This is a genomic window from Microcoleus sp. A6-C6, assembly GCF_036705955.1.
GTDB lineage: Bacteria > Cyanobacteriota > Cyanobacteriia > Cyanobacteriales > Microcoleaceae > Microcoleus.
Genome location: NZ_JAUBVR010000043.1, coordinates 3,804 through 24,736, shown reverse-complemented (window position 1 = coordinate 24,736; position 20,933 = coordinate 3,804). Strand labels below are relative to the sequence as shown.

Below are 20,933 nucleotides of genomic sequence, written 5' to 3'. Positions count from 1 at the left end.
TTAGTACATCAAGAAAATTATCAAATTTAACAAACAGTATGATGAACAACACAATCTATCAAACTGTAATTGTAGGTGGCGGCTTTGCTGGACTATTTACAGCTTTGCACTTGAGCCATCAACACTATCCCCGTTCTGTAATTTTGATCGAAAAAGAGGATCGCTTTTCCTTTAAGCCGTTACTTTACGAATATTTTAGTGGCGAGATGGGTGCAGAAGAAGTTTGGCCGCGCTATGAGGAATTGCTAAAAGGTAGCGGTGTAATTTTTGTTAAAGATGCCGTTCAATCGATTGATTTGCAACAGCGGTTAGTCAAAGTAACATCGGGAGATTCCTACAATTACAGCAATTTAGTTTTGGCGTTAGGTAGCGTTACAGGATATTTTGGCGTTGAGGGTGCGCGAGAAAATGCGTTCCCTCTCCGTACCGGAGAAGATGCGATCGCCATTGACAAACACCTGCGCGACTGCTTGCAACAAGCTCTTCAGATTCAAGATGCAGAAAAGCGGCGCAAATTCCTGACTGTCACCGTCATAGGTGCTGGAGCTTCCGGTGTGGAAATGGCAGGTACATTAGGCGATTTACTGCCTAATTGGTATGCTGCTATGGGTGGCAATGCAGAGGAAGTGCGGGTCGTTTTAGTCAATCACGGCGAGCAAATCCTGGATAACGATATTAACAGTCACCTGCGCGAAATTGCGAAAAATGCTCTGCAAAAACGCACTGTACCCGTAGAATTTATTATGGAGGCAAAAGCGACTGCTATTTGCCCCAACGAAGTAGAATATCAGCGCCACGGACAGGCGGAAACTTTATCAACAGCTACAGTAATTTGGACTACAGGAACTAACATTAATTCGCTGATTAAAGGTTTAGAGATTTCTGAGGCAAGCCGAGACAAACACGGTCGCCCTTTAGTGAACCCTACACTACAATTGCTGGATTTTCCTGAAGTTTTTGCTGGGGGAGATTGTGCAGCAGTGCAAGGCAATTCTTTACCTCCAACCGCTCAAGTTGCTTATCAGCAGGGAGCTGCAATCGCTCACAATTTGAATGCTCTGGCTTTAGGAAATGAGCTAAAACCTGCGGAAGTTAACCTGCGGGGAACGCTGTTAAAACTAGGGATAGAAGAAAGTGTGGCTAACATTTACAATAGCTTTGAAGTTACCGGAGAGGTCGGTCATTTAATTCGCCAAGGTACTTATTTAGAGTTATTACCCACTCCCGTTCATAATTTAAAAGTAACAGAGGAATGGCTGAAGGATGAAATTTTCGATCGCCACTTGCACCCTATTCACACTGCTGATGTGGTTAAATGGGTTGGCGGTGCTGTAGTGGGCGTTGTCGTGGCTAGAAAATTGATGCAAATGTTAGGAGATAGCAAGGACAATACAGATAGTTAATGGCTAAATCTTAGCAATATTTTGAAATAGCTTAGTTAGTGAAATCCTGTCCGGTCGATTACCATAACAAACATGGTTCGTAGTGCGGACTTCAGTCCGCTTTCATGGAACGGACTGAAGTCCGTACTACGAACCAAAGTGCGATCGGGCTTTTGCGGTGGGTACGATCGCATTTGGAGCGTATGCAAGTCCGCACTACGAACGGGAATATTAGTGGCGATGGCGATCGCCCTCAGTGACAGGAGATGTCAGTAAGATTGCGTGTCCGTCAGGATCTTTGACGAGGCAACTTTGGCGGGAAAAACTGGAATTATCTCCAAATTGCACAAGTCCCGGTGAGACGAACTCAACTTTATTTTCCTGCAACTTTTCTAATAGTTGCTCAAGATCGTTAACAATTAGTTGGACTTGCATATGAGCAATATCGCAACTTTTCCAATCCCTCGGTATGGGGCGGCCTTTTGGAGTAACTAAATAGTCTAATAGTTCAAGTCCTAAACCGCCTTGAATCGGCCGCAGTGCGGTGATTTTGACTTTAGCTTCTGGCAAATTATCGAGGCGAACTTGGGTTTCGCCTTGGTTGAGGCTGCCTCCCTTAACTTGCATTCCCAGTAAGTCGCGGTAAAAGTGGAGACTTTGCTCGGTGTTGCTAATTGCGATCGCGCTATGATCGATTCCTAAAAAGCAGCGATCGCCCTTTTGATGCCACTTTTCTTGTCCTTTGTCCTCCGGGAACCAAATTAGCTCTAAATTGTGGCCGTCAATGTCTTTAAATTTAAAAGCTCGCACGCCAGCAGCTTCTTGATTTTCCGGCGGTATTGTCTGCGGTGCAGTGGAGATGGGGACAATGGGAAAACAGCGCAGGTGTGCAAAAGCGCGATCGATGTCACTGACTGCAATTGCCAAATGTTGAAACCACAAATCATTACTTTGCGAATCTTTGGGGATGGGTTTTCCCTCAACGTTAAGATATTGCATCAGCTCAATCTGTTCATCTCCAAGCTGCAAACTAACAATGCGGATTTTGACCTGCTCAACACCTTCGAGCTCGCTGTATTTTTGCCCTTCAACCGTAATATCTGAAACAAATTTAAAGGAGAGGGCTTTCGTATAAAACTCCTGGGAGCGATCCGCATTTGTCACCGTCAATGCAATAGCTCGAATTTTCTGCACTTGTAGAGGAGAATTATTCATAAACTTTAGAGTCATTTATCTCAATTTCACGCCGATCCGAAGATTGCAGCCAGATGCGAAAAAACTTGGGGAAAATTTCCTAATACCTCGCCGCTCGACCCCGCTTGTTCGGCCTCAAATTTTAATTATTTCTCACAGCCTAGCATTTTAAATACAACAATAGCATTATGTCCTTGGAAAGATGCGATCGCCCTGCTGCCTCCCTAGGATTGTAAGAGTTGAAAGCTTAGAGTGCACAGATTGTCTGGTAGATATAGCAATCCTAAATCAGTTGTGTAATTCTTGTAGGGGCAACCCCTCGTGGTTGCCCTCTTTACGCTTGCAGCGAATTGAAGCCGTCGCACCGAAAGGTATTGCTGCGGGCGATCGATATCCGGCTCCGCAAATGGCAGCTATAACCTGACTTGTATGGTTGCCAATTCTTGCTCTAAGTTCTCCGTTAAAGTATTTAATAACTGTAATTGATGCTGCTGGACATTAACTTTTAATGGCTCTTGGCTGTCTTGAAAACAGATAACTTTGGCGGCGATTTCCTTGTAGTGTTGCAGCATCGAAAAAGTATCTGTGCTGAAGCGGGCAAGATAGTTTTTAGCAGCATCATTGCAAATTTCTGCGACTTGATTGAGATAAGCTTCTGAGGATTCAGGCGGCTTTTCATACCCAGTTCTTTTGTTCAAAATATAGCTAGCACCGCCGACTACTGCGGCTCCCACAGGCCCGCCCAACAGCCAACCTAAGCCGGTGGCGATCGCCACTGGAGTCACTTCGCTGTCGATCGACCTTTTAGCAGCCGGAGCTGGCGGTGGCTCTGGTAAAGCGATTTGCGGGGCTGGGGGAAATGCGATCAAAAGGGCGATCGGCTGTTCTTTGTCAAAGAACTCGCAAGCTTTATTTACCCATTCTGCGATGGTTTGCTGCTGATTTAAGACCTCTCGCTGAAATTTTATCTTCCACGCATCAAAACTGCCTTCCTGAAGCGACAGAGCCATTTCAGATTGATATCGCTGCAAAAATGTGGGTTGATAAAGCCAAATCTCGAAGTCGGAAACGCTGGATTGAAAGCCTTTAGATATCAATTTTTCGGCTTTTTGTTTAATTTCTATTCTGTCTTTTTGCTTTTGTTGAGCTGCTGCTATTTCGGCGGCGACAGTTTCAGATTTAGCTCGCAGAGATTGACAAATCTTAATAGCTATGGCTTCTATTCTGGGCAACTTAACTGCTAGTTGTTCCTGTTGAGCTACTACAATACTTTGCAAAGCCGATTCAAACGTGGCAATTCCTGTAGTTTGAGCCGCCGCTACATCGCCTTTTAATCTCGCCCTCAACGCGGGTAAAGCATCGACGCGGTAAATATTGCTGATGTTGTTCGGCAAGTTGGAGCGAAAACTTTCGGCAACAAACAACAACCGATTGTATACTTGTTTTTGGTCGTCTGGTTCGAGTAGATTGATAAAATTGGCAACAAAGACGACTGTGTTGATGTTGCGATCGCTCAACCAGTCTCTCAAGTTCTCCCGTTCGCCCAAAGTCATCAATTTTCGAGCGTCCAAAACCTGCACCACTAAATCAGCAGTGAGCAATTTATCCCTAACCAAGTTATCCTGTTCTTGGCGATCGTTAGTTCCCGGCAAATCCAGCAATTCCACGCCCGTTTTTAGGAATGGGTGGGGACAGTACACATTCACGGCTGCCACATCATCCCGCATTTGCCTAGCGTCGTCGAGGATGGCGTAGCGTTTCAACACATCCGTCCCCGGTTCGCTGACTTCTGTACCGTCTTTGAGCGTGATTTTTGCGTGCAATTCATCGCCGTAGTTGACATAAATGGCGGCACCTGTAGTTGGCACAAGGTCGATCGGCAAAGCACGATTTCCCAGCAAAGCATTCAGCAAAGTTGACTTGCCGTAATTAAACGGGCCGAAGACAGCGATTTGAAAAGTTGGTTTGGCAAGATAGTCGCAGATTGAGGTTGTATCTCGGTAAAGTTGGGAGTTTTTATCTAGTTCTAGAATGCCGAGTGCTGACTTGAGATTGTTAGTTAGATCTTGATAAGTTTCGGGTTGTTGCATATTTTTTCAAGCTATTATAACATTTAAATTTAAGTTTTGGGGCGGGCAAGATGCCCACCCCACAAGAGTTGAGTTTGTAGGGTGTGCACTGCGCACCGGTTAACTTTGAACGATTAGGAAAAATTTAACTAGCGGATGCTAAGAAACATTGATAAACCGATTCAATACTCTGCGACTCGGCAGAAACATCAGCCTCCAATTTTTCCAACCGCTCAGATTCAGCCTGACAATTAATCTCGCGAGATTGCTTTTGTTCTAGCAAATTATCCAATTCAGCTTTCCGAGAGTTAATATCATCATTCATGCGATCGCCCACTTCGCGTCCATAAACATCAAAACACTCTTTCACAGCATCGTGAATTGGCTGCCACTGCTGCTCGGCAACCTGCGGCAGATACTTCACCAACTCTTTTTTCGCCGCTTTCACCAACTGTTTATGAGCTCCATCTGCTTGCAAAACCCCAATACCCATTCCCAACAAAGCCAAATATAGCGGCCCCAAAACAATCCCCGTAAAGCTAGCAAAAATCGTACTAACGCCCAACACAGTAATTAAGTTAAGCAGAATATTTTTCCAGTCAAAACCCGCTCCTGCCATTGCTACGCCTGCCAGGTTTCCTGTCGTTAACGAAAACAATCCCATCGCCCATTTTGCCCAAGCTGGTGAGTTATCTTCGTTCGAGTTGCTGACTGGCGTGGGAATTGTTTGCCCGGTCAGTTTTTCGGTAATTTTTTCAGTTACTTTTGTGTAAGATGCTCCGTAATTTGCTGCACTTTGTGACAACTGCGAAAATGCTGAATTCATCTCTTGTTCAGCGGTGAGAGTCCAAGCTGCTAGTTTGTCGTTGATGTACTGCTCGAATGCTCGTCTGAGCGATGCTTCAAATGCTTCTCGCTTGTCTTGGCTGAAGAAATCCAGAAATCTCAGCTCCGGTTGATACCGCAAAAAGTCGGTTTCAAAACTATGTTCTAAGTTGAGAACGTAGGCGCGGAAAGAATCTGCGATCGCCCGCGATTTACTATCTCTAACTCGGCTAATTTCTTGTTGAAATTCATCGCGGATTTGAGTCAGCTTCTTAAACTCCGGTTCAACTGAATTAATCTTATCCTTCAACTCATTGACATCGCGATCGAGCAATGGTAAGCGCCGTCCAACAGCTTCGCGGACGCGAGCAGAAATCTGACGCGCCAAAGTCCTCGCCGGACGCAATTCCGAAATCGCCCTTTCTTGGGTCAAAAATGTATTCAGTGCCGCCATAAACTCAGGAAAACCAGTTCCTGCCAAATCTGCATCCTGATTTTTGATCCGCAACCTGAGCGCCTTAATTGAGGTAATTGGAAACACTCGTTCGTCGTAAATATCGTGTCCTTCTGTTAAACAATATTCAGCCAAATTAGCTTTAAAAACCCTCCCCAGTTTCTCTTCTGCTTCTGCCATTTCTTCAGGATCATCCGGGTCAATCAAGCTTTCCCGCACCTGATCCCAAGCATTGATTAGAAAGAAAATGCTCAAGCCGCGACCTTTGATGTAATTTTCCAGATAGCGTCTTTCCCCCATTGTACAAGGCTGAGTTGCCCTGAGCACAAACAAAATAGCGTGGCAGTTGTTGATGTAACCGAGGGATAATTCGTTGCGGGCTTCTGTATCGTTGAGTCCGGGACTGTCTACTATTTCGATGCCTTTTTCTAGCAAAGGTAAGGGATATTCTACTACGGCGCAGTCGATATCTGGAAATGCTGGTTTCTTTTCTGATTCTAGGCGTTTTGCTTCGGCGGGGTCAATTGTGTAGTCATGTTTGAAACTTTTAAAATCGAGCTGTTTGGGGCTTTTGCCGTCGTTGAAATAAACGGTGACTTTTTTTTCGGAACCGTAGCGCAAAATTGTCAGCAAAGCCGTACAGGGATTGACATCGCTGGGGAGCAAGTTTTCGCCGATTAAGGCATTTAGAAAAGTGCTTTTGCCGCGTTTCATGTCGCCTAATACTAGCAGCCGGAAAACTCCTTGACGCAAGTTTTTGCTGGCGAGATTGATGTCGGCGTTGTCTGTTTCTAAGCCGAGTTTTCCTGATGCTTCGGTTCCTGCTACTTCCGATCGCTCGATGGCTGTGGCGATGTTGCTGAGGCGATCGGCAATTTCTCGGCGCACTGCGGATACTCGCTCTAAATCGTTGAGAAAGCTGCTAGTTTCTACTTTGAGGTTCATGGTTATTTTCTGATTGTTTACTACTGGGGTATTTCCAAACAAAATAATTTTGTCATGGTTTATGTAAAATTGGTTTGATGCGTTATTGATAGCGATAAGGTGCGCAGTGCAAACCTGCAATAACTACAATACCCTGCCAGTTATTTTTTAGAGTTCTTATCTTCAAACAATATTTTGTAACCAATCAAAGCAATTGCTCCAACCAGTACCGCAGTTCCCAGCCAAGATGCTACGCGAATCGCAACCAGCGCGACAATTGCCAGACCTGTAAATTGAGTGATTGCTATAATTTTTCGACGCCATATTTTAAGTTTTGCCTGAGGATCGCTATCTGGTTCTTCGTACTTTCTCGTTATATGTTCTGGCACCGATTTTTCGATTTCTGCTTCTAGTTCGCGAAGTCGAAGTTCTTGTTCTCGTTTTCTAAGTTGTTGTTCTTTGTGTCGGAGTTCTCTGGCTTTTTCATCTGGATCATTCATAGATTTGACCGTTTTTTATGTGGAAATATGTGTTGTTGATTGTCAATATTGCAGAGAGATAAGTTCTCTACGATTCTAACTCACATTGTCAGCGGTGTCGAGAAATGTTAAAAAATGTCAAAAAGGACGATTCCCTACGGGATAGCTACGCTTCACGCCCTTTTCGGCCGATCGCCCAAACGTATTGCTGCGAAATCAATATCCTTCGGGGCCGATGGTAGTGCGATCGCACTCAGCGTCGGACAAATCCACCAAGCGCGATCGAAAGAAGTTGCAGCCAGCCAATTGAGCTTTGGTTAACTTTGCTTTCTCCAAATTAGCTCTCTGCAAATCGGCATATCTCAAATCGGCATTGGTCAAATCTGCATTGTACAAATCCGCACCTTGTAAATTCGCTTTTTGCAAATTAGCACCTTGCAAATTGGCGTGGCGTAAATTTGCTCTTGATAAATTAGCTCCCCTCAAATTAGCTTCCGACAAGTTGGCTTGATAAAGTTGAATATCGCCTAATTCAGCATCCTGCAACTGAGTTTTGTAAAGATTAGCTTGAGTCAGATTTCCGTAGGGCAAATAAGCTCGCCTCAAAACGCTACCAGAAAGGTTTATTTCTGCCAGATCTGCTTGAAACAAGTTATCTCCACTTAAGTCTACAGCGTCAAAATTTCGCTTGCCTTCAGAATACTGAGCGAGCAATTGCTCAGCGCTTAGCTTTTGCATTTTCATCTGTTTGTGAGGACAGCTATAGCAGCTAATCCATAACGATAATTGATGGTTATTATTTTGCGTATTTATACTTAGGCACTTCTCATGTTAAGCTTGTGTAACAACGATCGCATTTTTTCTAAGATTTTTTTTATATTTGTAAATTTCTGCGTTGCTCGACCATGCTTGCGGTCGGTAATGTCAAGATCGATCGATAAACCAAAGCTGATCCTCTACTGAAATATGCCAGAACTTCCCATCTCCATTGCTCAGCACTACCACGAACGGACGAAATACGATCCTGAAACCATTGCTGCCAAAAGCAGACAGCTAGATTGGACAGAGCAACCCGTGCCCTTCAAAGAATATAAAATTGGAGCGTATTTTGACCTCAAGCCTTATCTAAAAGACCCCTCGGATGATCCAAATGCCACTCCCGATGCCGGTTGGTGGCATCGGTTGTCTAGCTTGTTGCTGTGCAGCTACGGGCTGACGGCGAAGGTGCAGACGGTAGATGACAGCTACCTGTATTTGCGATCGGCACCGTCGGCGGGCGGGCTCTACCCAGCAGAAGTTTATTTAATCTCCCGTGGCACGCCACATTTGCCGGCGGGGCTCTACAATTATCAGTGTAGAACTCATACGCTGGTTCATTTTTGGGACAGTCAAGTTTGGCCGGCGTTGCAAACAGCTTGTTTTGGATCGCCAGTGCTAGAAAATACCCAATTGGCGATCGCAATTACGACTGTTTTCTTCCGTTCTTCTTGGCGTTACGAAGACCGAGCTTATCGACGAATTTTCCTAGACACTGGTCATTTATTGAGCAATATCGAGTTAGCTTGCGCCGTCAACGATTACCGACCTCACCTGATTGGAGGATTTGCCGACGAAGCTATCAATCAATTACTGTACATCGACTCGGAACAAGAAGGAGCGATCTGTTTAGTTGCTTTAGCCGACTTGCTAGATATCGACCAAAACTTGCCAAAATTCAAAACAGCTTTGCCTGGAAAGACCACGACAGATTACCCGCAGATTTCCGAAGGTCAACTCTTAGGATACCTCCATAAAGCGACAGAGTTAGAATCAGATCCTACCGGAGTTGATGGGTGGAAATTCGATGAAAGTGAAGGCGATTTAGACGATAAATACAACTTTCCATTTTGTACTAAAGTTTCGACTGTAACTCCTTCGATTCCTTGGGGAGTCAACCTGGAAGGTTTAGAAAATACTATGCTCAAAAGGCGTTCTACCCGTGCTTATACAGGTGCTTCTTTGAGCTTGGGTGAACTGCTAGCTATGCTGGATTTTACTTACCAGCCGCAGCACTATATCGACCAAGGATTAGACGGTTATCCCGACTATTTCGATCTGAGTTTGATCGAGACTTTTATTGCTGTTTCGGGAGTGAATGGGTTGGAAGAAGGTTGTTATTATTACGCTCCGAAAGCTCAAGAATTGCGGCAAATTCGGTTTAAAAATTTCCGCAGGGAGCTACATTTTTTGTGTTTGGGGCAAGATTTGGGCAGAGATGCGGGGGCGCTGTTGTTTCATACGGCGGATTTGAACAGGGCTGTAGCAAAATATGGCGATCGGGCTTACCGATATTTGCACATGGATGCCGGTCATTTGGGCCAGAGGTTGAATTTAGCAGCGGTTCAACTGCGTTTGGGTGTCAGCGGTATTGCGGGCTTTTTTGACGATCGCGTGAATGACGTTCTCGGTATTCCTACGAGTGAGGCCGTGCTTTATATTACAACGCTGGGAAGACCGCGATCGTAACTCGTTCTAGTAAATATAATATTCGTTAAATGAAATAATCCACATAAAACTGAGCGGTTGAAACCGCGTCTACACAAACAAAACCCGGATGGTGCGCGGGTTGAAGATAAGAAGACCGGGCGCTTAAAATTACCTGTTTTCTTTAGTCCGCGTCGGCGGACTTAGTTTTTGTAGGCGCGGTTTTAACCGTATGTCTGATCTATTTCCCAATACAAAACCTGCTAAATATTCTGTCCAGCACTGATTCTGTCACTTCTTCCCCCGTAACTTCCCCCAATGCTTGAATTGCGCCGCGCAAATCTATTGTCCAAAAATCGAAAGGCAATTTATTTTTAATAGTATCCGTGCATTGTTCCAGAGAAATTTTGGCTCTAGTTAAGGCTGCTGCTTGTCGCTGGTTGATTGCAAAATCCGAGTTTGCTGCTTGCAAATTCCCCCCGCTGACAGCATCTAAGATTGCTGTTTCTAAGTCTTCTATGCCTCGATCGAGGGCGGCGGCTGCGGTGACTATCGGGTGAATTTCAGAGGTAAAAGGCAATTCTGGGATTGTTTTTACTAGGTCAATTTTGTTGATAATTATAATTAGCTGGCGGTGTTTTACTTGTTCGTAAATTTCCCAATCGCCTGCTGTCCAACCAGATGCTGCGTCAATTGTCAACAATACTAAATCGGCTTGTTTTGCTGCGGCGCGCGATCGCTCAACGCCAATTTTTTCTACCTTGTCTTCCGTCTCGCGAATGCCCGCAGTATCGAGTACCTGCACCGGAATGCCGCCCACAACTAGCTGCGATTCTACCACATCCCGCGTCGTTCCGGGCAAATCTGTGACGATCGCCCGATCGCTCTTACTCCACGCATTCAACAAACTCGACTTTCCCACATTCGGCCGCCCAACAATCGCCACTTTCAAACCAGTTCTCAACAATTCACCGCGATCTGCCGTCGCCAAAATCCTTGACAATTCGCTCAAAATGTGATTTATTTCCAAACAAGTTTGACCTTCATCTAAAGGTGGCAAATCTTCCTCAAAATCAATTCTCGCCTCAATTTCTGCCAACACATCCAAACAAATTGCTCTTAACTTGCGAATTGGTTGAGCTAATTTTCCCTGCAAACCAGCTAAAGCACTTTGCGCGGCTGCCGGCGATTGGGCTCCCACCAAATCCGAGATACTTTCAGCTTGAGTTAAATCTAGTCTTCCATTCAAAAAAGCCCTGAGCGAAAACTCTCCCGGCTGCGCCAATCTCGCGCCATTTTCCAAACACAACTGCAAGACTTGCTGCACCGCCATAATGCCACCGTGACAGTGAAATTCCACCACATCTTCGCGGGTAAAAGAACGTGGTGCTTTCATGATTAACAGCAAGGCTTCATCGACTAATTCTTGAGTTTTGGGGCGGCGGATGTGACCGTAAAGAATGCGGTGAGACTCCCAAATTTGCCGTCCTGGGGCGCGAAACAGGGTTTCGGCAATTTTTAAGGCTGCGGAACCTGAAACTCGCACAATGCCGACGCTGCCTTGTTGCGGTACTATGGCAGTGGCGATCGCTGCGATCGTTCCTCCTTTTGTTAGGGATTCAGACATTTTTATTGTTCACACATTCAAAAGTTATAGATATCTCATTGACAGGATAAACAATTTTAGCGAGGTTTTTCCAAGATATTAAAAGAGCGTGCCCGCCCTGCTTGACTTCGCTCGCGAATCCGTTACCGAGGCACAGGGGATTTAAGCCCCCACCTTTAGGTGGATTGTTTTTAGGCAGGGGCTTAAATCCCCTGCCTAAAAACTTCACTGTCAACTGTCAACTGTCAACTGTCAACTGTTAACGAGGCTTGCAGAACAGCCCTCGCCCGGAAAGCCCCATTCACGGCCTGCTCGAACTTAAATTAGTCAGCAACATCTTTTTGCTATCCTGGTTTCATGCGATAATCGAACATTAACAGGGCAGAGGGCATAGCATGATTGGTCAACTTCTAGACAGACGTTACCGCATCATTAAAGTCACAGACTCAAGTGAAGTGGGAAAAACTTATGTAGCAGCAGATACTCACCGTCCCGGATATCCGCAATGCACGGTTAGAGAAATGCGGCTTCTCGGCACAAGTTCGCAAACTCCAGAATTAGTCAAAATTATATTTCAAAGAAATGCAGAAATAATTGAGAAATTGGGTAAACACGACAAAATCCCCGAATTACTGGCGTATTTTGAGGAAAATCAAAGTTTATACTTAATTGAAGAATTTATTACGGGTCAACCTTTAAGCCAAGAACTGATACCCAGTGAACCTTGGGCAGAAGAGAAAGTAATTGCTCTGCTATCATCCATATTAGAAGTTTTGGTGTTTATACACGATAACGGGTTCATTCATCGCAGAATTCAACCAGATAGAGTGATCCGGCGCGAGTCAGACGACAAATTTGTGTTGATTGACTTTAGCTTAGACAAAGAAATTAACCCGGAACTCGCTAATTGTCATTTGTTGGCGCCAACCTCCCCGAACTCTGTTAAAAAGCCTTTGGGAAAAAAACAGGAGTTGGCTGCTGAAATATTATATGTGCCGATCGAGCAATCGATCGGCAACCCCCGTTACAATAGCGACATTTACGCTCTAGGTACGATCGCCCAGCTTGCGGTGACGGGACTCTCGCCCGATGAACTGAGTGCCTTAAAAAACCAAGGCGAAATTCCCTGGCGCGATCGGGCGACTTGTTCGGCGACCCTAGCAGATATGATCGATCGCATGGTGGACTCCGACTGCGAGCAACGTTATCAAGATGCCACCGAAGTGTTGACCGACCTCAAGCAAATCGCCGTAAAATACGATTTTGAGCCGTCGCCAGCCACGATCATCAGGAAGGCTACGAGTCAACGGCCGAGACAGCGCCCAACCAGACTGTTGCTGTTCGCTGCAATACCGGCAGCTTTAATTTTGATAGCAGTCATAATTTACTTTTGGCAGAGTCAAAATCCGGCGAGGGCAAAAGAATTGTTGGCCAGGGGCGCTACCAAGGCGCAGCAAGGTGACAAAACAGGTGCGATCGCCGATTATACTCAAGCGATCGCCCTGAATGCCAGTGATGCCGAAACTTTCTACAAGCGGGCTAATACTCGTTATGATATGGGCGCGACAGAGCAAGCAATACAGGATTACACCCAAGCAATTAAAGTTAATCCCAGCTTCACCAAAGCCATATACAATCGAGCTCTGGCGCGCCGCGACACCGGCGACAAGCGGGGGGCATTGGAAGATCTTACCCAAGTATTGCGGCTCAATCCTAACGACGGCGAGGCCTACTACCAGCGGGGTTTAGCCTACTACGATTTGGCAGACTACCGCACGGCAATTGAAGACTACACTCAAGCAATTCGGCTTAATCCCAACGATGCGACAGCATACAGCAATCGGGGTTTAGCTCGATCGGCATCGGGCGACAAAACCGGAGCAATGGCGGATTTTACCCAGGCGATTCAAATTAGCCCCAAGGAAGCTGGGGTTTACTACAGTCGCGGTCGATCGAGATTTAATCTGGCAGATTATCAAGGAGCGATGGAAGATTACAGTAGGGCGATCGAATTGGAACCAGACCAAGCTGATGCTTATACTAATCGGTGCAGCGCTTACTTAAATTTGGCAACCTACGACAAAGCGATTGAAGATTGCAGCCGAGCAATTCGCCTCGATCCCAAAGATGAAGCAGCTTACAACAACCGCTGCATTGCTCATCTGAATTTAAAACAATTTCAAAAGGCTACCGAAGATTGCAGTTTGACGATCGGACTCAACAGCAACAATCCCAAGGCGTACAGCAATCGAGGATTAGCTCGATCGGCTTCGGGAGACAAGCAGGGGGCTGTGGAAGATTTTACTCAAGCAATTCGGCTTAATCCCAGTGATGCCATAGCTTACAGCAATCGCGGTACTCTGTACTCAGGACTAAAAAATTACCCTTTAGCGGTTGAGGATTTCGCTCATTCGCTACGGATCAACCCCAACAATGCTAGCGCTTTTTACAGCCGAGGCCTTGTCCGTCGCCAACTCAAAGATCGGGCTGGGGCGATCGAGGATTTTCAGAAAGCTGCAACCCTGTTTTTAGAACAAGGAAGAGCCGATGGTTTTCAAAATGCACAAGCACAAATCAACGACCCTAAATAAACTATTAGTCATCAGTTATTAGTCATCAGTCATCAGTCATCAGTCATCAGTCATTAGTCAACTGTCATTAGTCATTAGGTAGGAAAATGAATAACCAACAAGGAAGAAGAAAGAAGTCAAAATCACCCACTACCAATTCCCAATTCCCAATCCCCAATTCCCAATTCCCAATCCCCAATCCCCAATTCCCAATTCCCAATTCCCAATTCCCAATTATTGATATGAACATGGTTGGTCAACTTTTAGACAGGCGTTATCGCGTAGTGCAAATTCTCAGTTCGGGAGCTTTCGGACAAACTTATTTGGCTGTCGATACTCGCCGTCCGGGCCACCCTCAATGTGTAGTCAAACAGCTTCGGCCTCCCAGCAACACTTCCACAGTTCTCAAAACAGCTTACCGCTTATTTAAACAAGAAGCAGAAATATTAGAAAAACTGGGAAAACACGATCAAATTCCCTTTTTACTCGCTTATTTTGAAGAAAATAATCAATTCTACCTCGTAGAAGAATTTGTACCCGGACACGCCCTAAATCGGGAAATTGTGGCCGGTCAACCTTGGCGGGAAGAGCGAGTGCTGTTGCTATTGGAAGAAGTGTTACAACTTCTGGCTTTTGTACACTCTCAGGGAGTGATTCACCGCGATGTTAATCCCTCCAACTTAATCCGCCGTAAACCAGACGGCAAATTAGTTTTAATTGACTTCGGCTCAGTTAAAGAAGTTGCTAATCATGTCAGCGACTACGATACAGAATTTCCGCGCACCATTGCGACTGGGACTCCGGCTTATATGCCGATCGAACAATTTCAAGGCAACCCACAATTTAGCAGTGACCTTTATGCAGTGGGGATGATGGCCATCCAAGCTATCACGGGTTTGCCCGGTACGGATTTGCCAAAATTGCAAGATCCGAATCCTTCTCACACCGGGGAAATTGTTTGGCGCAACCGAACTCAATGTTCTCCGGTATTGGCAAATATAATCGACAAAATGGTCTGCCACCAATTTAGCAAACGCTATCTATCGGCTGAGGAAATTTTGGCAGCTCTCAGCAAGTTGAGACACCGCCCAGACGCGGGAAATACGACTCAAAACAAAAAAAAATCTCCGTCGAGCTTACTGTCTTCTAATAATTTTGGGTTACGGTTGGGGACTCGGTTTTGGTGGCTGATATTTGCTGGCTGTGGGGCGATTGCTCTGGTATTTTTGTTTAATTATTGTAGCCGCCCGAATCCAATCAAAGCTAAGGAATATTACGAAAAGGGAGTAGCAAGCTCTCGAAATCAAGATGCGGCGGCCGCTTTGCAAGCCTTTGATAAATCTATTCAATTAAACCCTAACAATTCTGAGAGTTTTTATCAGCGGGGTAATGCTAATTATGACCTCAAAAAATATCAAGAAGCAATTGCCGATTATGGTCAGACTATCGCTCTCAATCCTAAATATTTCAAGGCTTATTTTAACCGGGCTCTTGCCCGTCGTGATTTCAACGACAAGCGCGGAGCAATTGAGGATTACACTCAGGTTTTGAAGCTCCAGCCCAACGATGTTAATACATATTATGAAAGAGGAGTTACTTATTTAGAAATACAAGATTACAAGACGGCTATTCAGGATTTTACCGAAGTAATTCGATTGCAGCCGAACATGGTTAAAGCTTATCATTCGCGGGGGATTGCTCGCGCTGGTAACAGCGATTTACAGGGGGCGATTGGAGATTATACAGAAGCAATTAAACTGGATGCTCAGAATGTTGATGCTTTTTACAGTCGGGGGAGAGCTCGCTTTCACCTAGGAGATTATCAGGGAGCATTGGCGGATTATACTCAGGTAATTGCGATCGATCCCAAGAGTGGAGATGCTTACGCGAATCGTTGCAGTACGCAGTTAAATTTGGGAGCTTATCAAGCCGCAATTGACGATTGCACTCAAGCAATTGCGCTGAGCGATGAAGATGGGGTTCCCTATAACAATCGCTGTATTGCTTATATAAATTTGAAGGATTATCCGAAAGCAATTGCCGATTGCACTCAAGCGGTGACAGTGAATCCCAAGGATTATAATGCTTTCAGCAACCGGGGTTTGGCTCGCAACGCAGCGGGCGACAGCCAAGGGGCGATCGCAGATTTTACCGCAGCAATCGGGCTGAATCCCAACGATGCTGAAGCTTACGCCAATCGGGCCAAGGTTTACCAGCAGTTAAATAATTACAATAGTGCGATCGGCGATTACGTGCAAGCCATTCGGATCAATCCAAATTATGCTGGTGCTTACTACGGTAGAGGAATGGTTAGGCGATCGTTAGGAGACAAAGCAGGAGCGATTAGCGACTTAGAAAAAGCGGGCAAAATCTTTCTCGATCAAGGACTTACTGGCGGTTATAAAGACACACAATTTGAGATTGAAAAGCTCAAATAGTTATTCGTAGGGTGCGCATTGCGCACCTTGCAAAATTACCGTTAAGAGTCTTGAATTCGCTTAACCAAATCATAAAAAGGTTGCCAATTATCCTCAAGAGCGATCGGTTCCCAAACAGCCTCAATCGTAGGTCTCAACAGCGATTGTTCAGGATTGTGCTTCCGCAACCTTTGGGCCATTTTGTCCATATCGTCCGCCGACAAACTTTGCAAAACGTGACAATAAAACTCCCGCCAAGGTGCTAACAACTCCCCAGGTTCCGCGTCACTAAAAATTTGATTGACATCATCTCGCCAAGTGCGATCGAACTGTCTGCGCAATTGCCAAAAGAAATCATGATAATCAACTTGAGACTCCGCCAACATCTTAATTGTCAACTTCAAAAGCTCATCACCATCCGCCTCTGGCAAATCTTCAAATCCCAATTTATTCAGCATCAACTGACGGTAAGCAACATTATAATACTCACCAAACTTTGCCAAAGCAGCATCCATATCAGCTTGAGAAATCGCGGCTGCTAGCGGTTGCTGAAGCTTCTCCAAATTCCCCTTGCAAACAAACGGTTGATTGCCGTAACAATAAAGACCATAATGGTCAAAATAAGCTGCCGTAAATTCCGGTTTATAAGTTGGTATAAAAGCAAAAGGCCCATAATCAAAACTTTCACCAGTAATCGACATATTATCAGTATTCAGCACCGCGTGGCAAAAACCTGCCGCCATCCACTGAGCGACCAATTCAGCTACTCGCTTGACTAAATCCGCATAAAATAGTGCATACTTTTCTTCTGAAGAAGCACCAGAATTGCTAGCTGCTAAATGCAGTTCAGGATAGTAATATTCAATTACAAAATCTAAAAGTTTTTTAATTAAGTCCGGGCGGCGGATATAATTTAGCCTTTCAAAAGTGCCAAACCTAATGTGAGATTCACTAAAACGAACCATTACAGACGATCGCGTCGGAGAAGGTTCGTCACCTCGCCACAAAGCATCGCCGGTTTCAACTAAACTAAAACAGCGAGATGTCCGAACTCCCAATCGCTGCAAAGCTTCAGCAGCTAAAACTTCGCGAATTCCCCCTTTGAGAGTGAGTCTACCATCAGCACTGCGCGAGTAGGGAGTGCGACCAGAACCTTTAGTGCCGAAGTCATAAAGTCTGCCGTCAGTGCCGCGAACTTGGCCGTATAAAAAGCCTCTACCGTCGCCTAAATTGGGGTTGTATTCGTTGAATTGATAGCCGTGGTAGCGGAGTGCGAGAAATGGACGCACGCAGTGAAATTTGCCGAATGCTTGGATGAAATGCTCGTCGGTTACTTCTGAGGGGTCTAAACCCAATGTCGGTAATAATTGGTCGTTGCGGAAGCGGAGGATGTGCTGGGGAAAATCGGCCGCCGGGACTTCATCAAAGTAGTCGCCGCCGAGGGATTCGAGGGCGGGCTCGTAGTTGAGGGAAAGTAAGGGATTTGACATTTGTCTATTTTATGTTGAAAATGGCGATCGATCCAAATATTTTAGCTGATTGTCGTTCTATATATGCGTAAGGTGCGCAGTGCGCACCCTACAGTTGCTCTGGCTGGTATTTAAACTCCAACCAGACTCGGTTCTAAAGTTGCCACTAATTTGAGATTGTACTCATCTTCAAAACATGGCTTTTTATAATCCAAACTCCACATTTCCAGAGCGCAATCGTCCGCGGGGTTGAGCGGTTGCAGCCGCAAGTGAAACTCTCGCACTTCCGGGCGGTGTTCGCATTTGAAATCAGCAATAGCGCCAATCTGCCGCCTATCCAAAGCCACAGCCAACCGCAGAAAAGGATGCAGTTTACTCACTACTTCTCGGTATCTTTTCGGGAGAATTTGAAAATTTTCATGCTTCTTTTTGGGAGGATTTTTGCGGTGATATCGAGCTAGATTAGCAATTACTTCAATCTCTGTTTCAGTGTATCCCAATAACTCACCATTGCGAATTAAATAGTAAGAATGCTTGTGGTGCGCCGAATGACTGACGTACAAACCGGAGTTGTGCAGAATCGCCGCCGCCCACAGCAACTCGCGTTCTTCAGTTCCCCAATTGTGTAAAATTCCTTGGGTTTGGTCAAACAAATTCAGCGCAAATTCTGCGGTTCTTTCGCTTTGTTCTAAGTTAACTTGATATTTTGCAGCCATGTGTAGAACGCTGCGCTGGCGGATTGAACCTTGATAGCGCAAGCGGTTTTCAATCAAACCTCGGCTCAGCATCCAGTCAACAATGACGCCTTCTCTCAAAGATCGATCGCACACAGTGAGCGATTCCATCCCTAATAGTGCCATCGCCTCCTGCAAAATCAAAGCGCCGGCGAGAATAATTTCCGCCCGTTTATCAGACATTCCGGGAATTGCCAGCCTTTCCGAGTAAGAAAGTTTGCGAAAGCGATTGACTAAATCGCGCAAATCTTTTAAACTTAATTGATAGCCCGCCAGCGGACTCGGAACTGTTCCCAGCTTTTCGCGAGCGTTAATTGCAGCCAGAGTTTCGATGGTTCCAGCAGTGCCAATCAAGCGCAGAGTTTCGCCAGCCTTGAATTGCGATCGCAATTCGTCGATCGGTCTTTCCAGCGAAATCCGAATATAAGCTTGCAAATAGGCAAACTCCTCCTTGCTAATCGGGTCAGTTTTGACAAATTCTCCAGTCAGGCGTACAGCACCAATTTTGGTACTGGTGAGACAGCGCGGTTCAGAACTATCTCCTAAGATCAACTCAGTAGAACCGCCGCCAATATCAATAATTACCTGGGACTGATTGTTAAATTCCATTCCCGAAAGTACGCCGAGATAAATTCTCCGCGCTTCTTCTTGACCGGAAATTAAGCTAACATTTAGGTCTAATTCGTCAGCAACTTGTTTGAGAAACTCGCGCCCGTTAGGGGCTTCTCGAACCGCACTCGTAGCTACAGCAATGACTTGTTCAGCATTAAAAGTTTTAGCAATATCTTGAAAACGGCGCAAAGTTGCGATCGCCCTTTGCATAACTTCAGACTTCAAACACCCTGTTTTAGCCTCGCAATCGCCCAATCGAACCGTATCTTTTTCTCTAGCAATAATCGTAAACGCGGGCAATTTCGGATCGATCCGCGCCACCACCATGTGAAACGAGTTAGTACCCATATCAATAGCGGCAATAATGCGATTTGACTCCGCAGAAGCAAGTGAATTAACCATAGGAGTGTATCGGGGTTGACAGATATTTTTAATTATTCCATGAATTTACTGAGCCATCGGCTTAAAATATTAAGAATCTCCAATCTAGAATTAAAATGCTTATAGAGCCCGATCGCCCAACCGAATCCAAATTACTAACCATCGTAAAGCTTTTGAGGTGGGACAAACCAGCAGGGCGACTAATTTTAATGATTCCAGCCCTCTGGGCCGTCTTTTTAGCAGCCCACGGAACGCCGCCCGCAGCATTAGTCGGTGTGATAGTGTTGGGCACCTTAGCCACGAGTGCGGCTGGATGCGTGATTAACGACTTGTGGGATCGCGATATCGATCCCGAAGTAGAAAGAACGCGATCGCGCCCCCTAGCATCCCGCGCCCTCACCGTACAAACAGCAATAGGAGTTGCCTTAATTTCCTTAGCAAGCGCCGCGATTCTGGCATTTTATCTCAATCCTTTAAGCTTCTGGCTCTGCGTTGGAGCCGTACCAGTAATTATCTGCTACCCGCTAGCAAAAAGATTCTTTCCGGTGCCGCAATTAGTATTATCAATAGCCTGGGGATTTGCAGTATTAATTAGTTGGAGCGCCGCCGTCAATCAATTAGAAATAGCAACTTGGTTGCTGTGGGGAGCAGTCGTGTTTTGGACAATGGGATTTGACACAGTTTACGCGATGAGCGACAGAGAAGATGACCTGCGTTTGGGCGTAAATTCCAGCGCGATATTTTTCGGGGATAATGCAGCTAATGCTGTGGGTTTTTTCTTTGTTGGTACGGTCGGTTTGTTAGCAGCAATGGGCATTAATTTGCAGTTGCACGTTGGTTTTTGGATAGCGATTAGTGCGGCGGCGATTTTGTGGTTTTTGCAGTACAGTCAACTGCGAAAGGATGATATTCCCACACCTGTTTATGGTCAAATCTTTCGCCAAAATGTTTGGGTTGGGTTTGTCATATTGGCGGGGATGATTGTTGGGGATATTTTTTGAGAATACCGTGCGGTTGAAACCGCGTCTATACAAACAAAACCCGGATGGTGCGCGGGTTGAAGAACAGACGGCGGTTTCAACCGCCCTATATCTCTTTCAACGTCATTCTGCATCCCCTAAAAACGGGGATTTTGCCAAGTATTTGTAAAGTTATATTACAAAAACCGAAATTTTGCATAAAAACTCCGACGCACTCCAGATAGATAAGTAGCGGCGCAAGTTCAGCGAGTTTGACCCACACCTTGTGTGAAGTTATATTACAAAAACCGAAATTTCGCATAAAAACTCCGACGCACTCCAGATAGATAAGTAGCGGCGCAAGTTCAGCGAGTTTGACCCACACCTTGTGTGAA

General features: G+C 45.5%; 15 protein-coding genes. 6 read left to right on the top strand and 9 right to left on the bottom strand.

The window, feature by feature from the left end:
* The first annotated feature begins 41 nt into the window (after positions 1–41).
* Positions 42–1,403, top strand: coding sequence for an NAD(P)/FAD-dependent oxidoreductase (locus QUB52_RS17895; RefSeq protein ID WP_442923205.1), 1,362 nt, complete (start codon positions 42–44; stop codon positions 1,401–1,403).
* 104 nt (positions 1,404–1,507) lie between these two features.
* Positions 1,508–1,642, top strand: coding sequence for a hypothetical protein (locus tag QUB52_RS17890; RefSeq protein ID WP_332974187.1), 135 nt, complete (start codon positions 1,508–1,510; stop codon positions 1,640–1,642).
* On the opposite strand, the gene QUB52_RS17885 is transcribed toward QUB52_RS17890, so the two are convergent.
* The 5 genes from QUB52_RS17885 to QUB52_RS17865 form a co-directional block, all read right to left on the bottom strand.
* On the bottom strand, positions 1,614–2,612 hold the full coding sequence (locus QUB52_RS17885) for a VOC family protein (RefSeq protein WP_332974186.1): 999 nt from the start codon (positions 2,610–2,612) through the stop codon (positions 1,614–1,616). The genes QUB52_RS17890 and QUB52_RS17885 overlap by 29 nt on opposite strands.
* A 377-nt stretch (positions 2,613–2,989) precedes the next feature.
* A complete protein-coding gene (locus tag QUB52_RS17880; protein ID WP_332974185.1) occupies positions 2,990–4,666 on the bottom strand; it encodes a dynamin family protein in 1,677 nt (558 codons plus the stop codon).
* A gap of 124 nt (positions 4,667–4,790) precedes the next feature.
* Complete coding sequence (locus QUB52_RS17875) at positions 4,791–6,869, bottom strand: dynamin family protein (RefSeq protein ID WP_332974184.1); 2,079 nt, start codon at positions 6,867–6,869, stop codon at positions 4,791–4,793.
* A gap of 140 nt (positions 6,870–7,009) precedes the next feature.
* Positions 7,010–7,348 carry a hypothetical protein gene (locus QUB52_RS17870; protein WP_265239542.1) on the bottom strand — a complete coding sequence of 113 codons (339 nt, stop codon included), beginning with the start codon at positions 7,346–7,348 and terminating at the stop codon, positions 7,010–7,012.
* 195 nt (positions 7,349–7,543) lie between these two features.
* Positions 7,544–8,065 (bottom strand): pentapeptide repeat-containing protein, encoded by a 522-nt coding sequence (locus tag QUB52_RS17865; protein WP_332970025.1) that lies wholly within the window; start codon positions 8,063–8,065, stop codon positions 7,544–7,546.
* Positions 8,066–8,293: 228 nt separating this feature from the next.
* Here QUB52_RS17865 and QUB52_RS17860 point away from each other — a divergent pair, with 228 nt between their 5' ends.
* Positions 8,294–9,832: a SagB/ThcOx family dehydrogenase gene (locus QUB52_RS17860; protein ID WP_332974183.1), complete on the top strand. Its 1,539-nt coding sequence runs from the start codon at positions 8,294–8,296 to the stop codon at positions 9,830–9,832.
* A gap of 199 nt (positions 9,833–10,031) precedes the next feature.
* Here the strand turns inward: QUB52_RS17860 and mnmE are convergent, their stop codons facing one another.
* On the bottom strand, positions 10,032–11,417 hold the full coding sequence (gene mnmE / locus QUB52_RS17855) for a tRNA uridine-5-carboxymethylaminomethyl(34) synthesis GTPase MnmE (RefSeq protein ID WP_332974182.1): 1,386 nt from the start codon (positions 11,415–11,417) through the stop codon (positions 10,032–10,034).
* A 374-nt stretch (positions 11,418–11,791) separates the two neighbouring features.
* On the opposite strand from mnmE, the gene QUB52_RS17850 reads away from it, so the two are divergent.
* Together QUB52_RS17850 and QUB52_RS17845 are read left to right on the top strand one after the other, a co-directional pair.
* Positions 11,792–13,987 carry a tetratricopeptide repeat protein gene (locus tag QUB52_RS17850; protein WP_332974181.1) on the top strand — a complete coding sequence of 732 codons (2,196 nt, stop codon included), beginning with the start codon at positions 11,792–11,794 and terminating at the stop codon, positions 13,985–13,987.
* Positions 13,988–14,214: 227 nt separating this feature from the next.
* Positions 14,215–16,404, top strand: a complete 2,190-nt coding sequence (locus tag QUB52_RS17845; protein WP_442923204.1) for a tetratricopeptide repeat protein — start codon at positions 14,215–14,217, stop codon at positions 16,402–16,404.
* A gap of 41 nt (positions 16,405–16,445) precedes the next feature.
* Here the strand turns inward: QUB52_RS17845 and QUB52_RS17840 are convergent, their stop codons facing one another.
* Together QUB52_RS17840 and QUB52_RS17835 are read right to left on the bottom strand one after the other, a co-directional pair.
* A complete protein-coding gene (locus QUB52_RS17840; RefSeq protein WP_265239548.1) occupies positions 16,446–17,873 on the bottom strand; it encodes a protein adenylyltransferase SelO in 1,428 nt (475 codons plus the stop codon).
* Between the two features lie 110 nt (positions 17,874–17,983).
* Positions 17,984–19,600 carry a Ppx/GppA phosphatase family protein gene (locus QUB52_RS17835; protein WP_265239549.1) on the bottom strand — a complete coding sequence of 539 codons (1,617 nt, stop codon included), beginning with the start codon at positions 19,598–19,600 and terminating at the stop codon, positions 17,984–17,986.
* Between the two features lie 95 nt (positions 19,601–19,695).
* Between QUB52_RS17835 and QUB52_RS17830 the strand changes: the two genes are divergently transcribed.
* On the top strand, positions 19,696–20,580 hold the full coding sequence (locus tag QUB52_RS17830) for a 4-hydroxybenzoate solanesyltransferase (RefSeq protein WP_265239550.1): 885 nt from the start codon (positions 19,696–19,698) through the stop codon (positions 20,578–20,580).
* A gap of 85 nt (positions 20,581–20,665) precedes the next feature.
* Here QUB52_RS17830 and QUB52_RS17825 read toward each other — a convergent pair.
* On the bottom strand, positions 20,666–20,933 hold a 268-nt coding region (locus QUB52_RS17825), incomplete at its 5' end, for a hypothetical protein (RefSeq protein ID WP_332976225.1).